General features: G+C 67.4%; 1 protein-coding gene. It reads left to right on the top strand.

Annotation, left to right across the window (positions count from 1 at the left end; all coding sequences use genetic code 11):
• Positions 1–29 precede the first annotated feature (29 nt).
• Positions 30–516: MFS transporter (locus ABD944_RS42300; protein WP_345187935.1), on the top strand; the 487-nt coding region annotated here is incomplete at its 3' end.

Here is a 516-nt window from a genome sequence, read left to right as displayed (position 1 = left end):
TGCGCCAGGCGACGGCCAAGCAGCCGATGATGCCTCTCGAGCTGTACCGGGTGCGGAACTTCTCCGCGGGCAACATCACGACGCTCTTCGTTTACGGCGCGCTGGCGCTGAACGGCCTCGTCGTGACCGTGTACCTGCAGCAGGGCGCCCACCTGTCGGCGACCCTTGCGGGGCTGACGACGATCCCGGTCACGATCATCATGATCTCGCTGAGCTCGCTGATCGGCGGCTTGAGCGGTCGGTGGGGGCCGCGCATGTTCATGACCATCGGGCCCGCCCTCATGGCCGTCGGGTTCGCACTCCTGCTCACGGTCTCGGAGAACTTCGACTACTGGACCCAGGTGCTGCCCAGCACGATCCTGACCGGTCTCGGCCTCGTCATCACGGTGGCACCGCTCACGTCGGCGATCCTCGGCTCGATCGACCCGGCGCGCTCCGGCATCGCGTCGGCCGTCAACAACGCCGTCGCGCGCATCGCGGGCCTCATCTGCATCGCTCTGCTGGGCGTCATCACCA

The organism is Actinomadura verrucosospora (genome assembly GCF_039540335.1).
GTDB classification, from domain to species: Bacteria; Actinomycetota; Actinomycetes; order Streptosporangiales; family Streptosporangiaceae; genus Spirillospora; species Spirillospora verrucosospora.
Note: the sequence above shows the minus strand (reverse complement) of the source record. Positions and strands in the feature narration are given on the sequence as shown.